The sequence below is a fragment of the Pseudochrobactrum sp. AO18b genome (assembly GCF_000409565.1).
In the GTDB taxonomy this organism is placed as follows: Bacteria; Pseudomonadota; Alphaproteobacteria; order Rhizobiales; family Rhizobiaceae; genus Pseudochrobactrum; species Pseudochrobactrum saccharolyticum.
Genome location: NZ_ANNO01000323.1, coordinates 1 through 2,606, shown reverse-complemented (window position 1 = coordinate 2,606; position 2,606 = coordinate 1). Strand labels below are relative to the sequence as shown.

2 protein-coding genes are annotated in these 2,606 nt (G+C 52.3%); one reads left to right on the top strand and one right to left on the bottom strand.

Annotated elements, in window-relative coordinates; all coding sequences use genetic code 11:
• Positions 1–42: 42 nt before the first annotated feature.
• Positions 43–1,296, bottom strand: a complete 1,254-nt coding sequence (gene tyrS, locus A918_RS0112790) for a tyrosine--tRNA ligase (RefSeq protein ID WP_022711447.1) — start codon at positions 1,294–1,296, stop codon at positions 43–45.
• Between the two features lie 251 nt (positions 1,297–1,547).
• Between tyrS and A918_RS0112785 the strand changes: the two genes are divergently transcribed.
• A partial coding sequence (locus tag A918_RS0112785) for an anhydro-N-acetylmuramic acid kinase (RefSeq protein ID WP_022711446.1) occupies positions 1,548–2,606 on the top strand: 1,059 nt, incomplete at its 3' end.

Genomic DNA, 2,606 nt, shown 5'->3' with positions numbered 1-2,606 from the left:
GGATTACTCCGCGCTTTTTGCGTATTTGTATTATCGCTGGTTTTATTCCGGACGTACCAGAATGTGCTTTTTCTTGCCCAGCGACAGTTTGATGATACCGTCTTCGGTAACGTCACCGGCAGTGATACCGGCGCGTTCATCCTGAACAGCCACATCATTGATGCGCACAGCACCGCCCTGAATATGACGACGTGCTTCACCGTTAGACGATGCAAGACCCGCTTTAACCAGCAGAGCCTGAATGCCGAGACCAGCTGACAGCTCGTCTTTGGCAATGCTCAGGCTTGGCAGATTGTCAGAAATTGCACCTTCTTCAAAAGTTTTACGTGCAGTTTCCGCAGCCTGTTCCGCAGCTTCACGGCCATGCAGCATGGCAGTGATTTCGGTGGCCAGAATCTTCTTGGTCTCGTTGATTTCCGAACCGCCAAGTGCTGCCAGACGCGCAATCTCATCCATAGGCATAGTGGTGTAGAGCTTGAGGAAGCGTTCTACGTCGGCATCTTCAGTATTACGCCAGTACTGCCAGAAGTCGTAAGCACTCAGCATGTCAGCATTGAGCCAGACAGCGCCATTGAGCGACTTGCCCATTTTCGCACCGGAAGAGGTGGTCAGTAGCGGCGAAGTCAGTGCGTAGAGTTGCGGCGTGCCCATGCGGTGACCGAGATCAATACCATTGATGATATTGCCCCATTGGTCGGAACCACCCATCTGCAGGCGCATATCGTAGCGCTTGCTGAGCTCAACAAAGTCATAAGCCTGAAGGATCATGTAGTTGAATTCGAGGAAGGACAGCGACTGTTCACGATCAAGGCGGGTTTTAACCGAGTCAAAGGACAGCATGCGGTTGACGGAGAAATGACGGCCGACATCACGCAGGAACTCGAGATAGTTGAGACCTGCCAGCCAGTCGGCATTATTGACCATCAGCGCGTCGGTTTTGCCTTCGCCGAAAGTGAGGTAATTGGTGAAAACCTTTTTGATACCGGCAATATTGTCGGCAATGGTTTCAACCGTCATCAGCTTGCGGGCTTCTTCTTTAAATGACGGATCACCGACCATACCGGTGCCGCCGCCCATCAGCGCAACCGGACGGTGGCCGGTTTTCTGCATCCAATGCAGCATCATGATCTGAATGAGGCCGCCCGCATGCAGACTGGATGCTGTCGGGTCGAAGCCAATATACGCAGTCACAGTTTCCTTGGTGAAGAGTTCATCCAGACCTGATTCATCAGAAACCTGATGAATGAAGCCACGTTCGGAAAGTGTGCGTAGAAAATCGGACTTAAAGCCGGACATTGATTTTTCCTGTCTGACAAAGGATTGTGATATGGGAAGACCCCAGAGAGCAGGCCGTGAATATTATTCCGGTGACTGACACAATCCAGCGTTTAACATTATTGCAGGGCAAATCACAATAAAGGTGTGACATCGTAAAAGGCGATTTTATCGCAAATTGCTGTCGTTTTGTGCCGTTTGTGTGGTTTATGTAACCTGCGTGTACCTGCCAACTGTGCAAAACCGGAAATATTGAAAACGGAAAGACAAAGATGACTGCACTCTATCGCGCACTCGGATTGATGAGCGGCACCTCTATGGATGGTATTGATCTGGCGCTGATCCGGACAGACGGTGAGCAGGTAGTTGAGCGCATTGCTTCCGGTAGCATGAATTACTCCGATGCTTTCCGCGCTCGTTTGAAACAGGGGCTTGTCGATGCCCGAAGCATCACGCAGCGTGATGAGCGTATTGGTATTCTTGAAAAACTTGAGCATGATCTGACATTGCTGCATGCTGTTGCTGTACAGGACTTTCTGTTTGCACAAGGTCTGAGCGCAGATGATGTTGATGTCATCGGTTTTCACGGGCAGACGGTGCTGCATCGCCCTGATGATGTGCTGACCGTGCAGATTGGTGACGGGGCGTTGCTGGCACAGGAAACCGGCATTGATGTGGTTTATGATATGCGCGCTGAGGATATGCGCCATGGCGGGCAGGGTGCGCCGCTGATCCCCGCTTACCATGCGGCTTTGGCACATAATCTGGAGCAGCAGCCGGATATGCCGGTTGTCTTCGTCAATATTGGCGGGATTTCCAATCTGACCTATGTCGATGAGACAGGGCGATTAGCTGCTTTTGACAGTGGCCCTGGCAATATGCTGATCGACCAGTGGATGGAAATGCACGGGCAGGGCAGTTTTGATGCCGGTGGTGCGCTGGCACTGAGTGGTAAGACAGATGCGGCATTGGCCGCGCATTATCTGGGCAATGCATTTTTCACCGGTAATCAGCGCCGCTCACTGGATCGCGGAGATTTTGCTGTGCCTTCAATCGGTGTTGTATCGGTTGAGGATGGTGCCCGCACATTGGCCTATGTGGCAGCGGCTTCGATCCTGCAATCGGCATCCCATCTGCCGCAAAAGCCTCGTAGCTATGTTGTGAGTGGCGGCGGACGTAAGAACGCGGCAATTATGGCCGAGCTGACTGCCTTGGCTCAAGTTGAAGGTGCGGTGGTGATTGATGCAGATACAGCAGGGCTGGATGGTGATTCTATGGAGGCTGAAGCCTGGGGCTATCTGGCTGTGCGTAGCCTCAATGGTCTGCCCCTG

Excerpts from the sequence above, each read along its gene's own strand:
- tyrS (WP_022711447.1), bottom strand. The coding sequence starts at position 1,296 with ATGTCCGGCTTTAAGTCCGATTTTCTACGCACACTTTCCGAACGTGGC.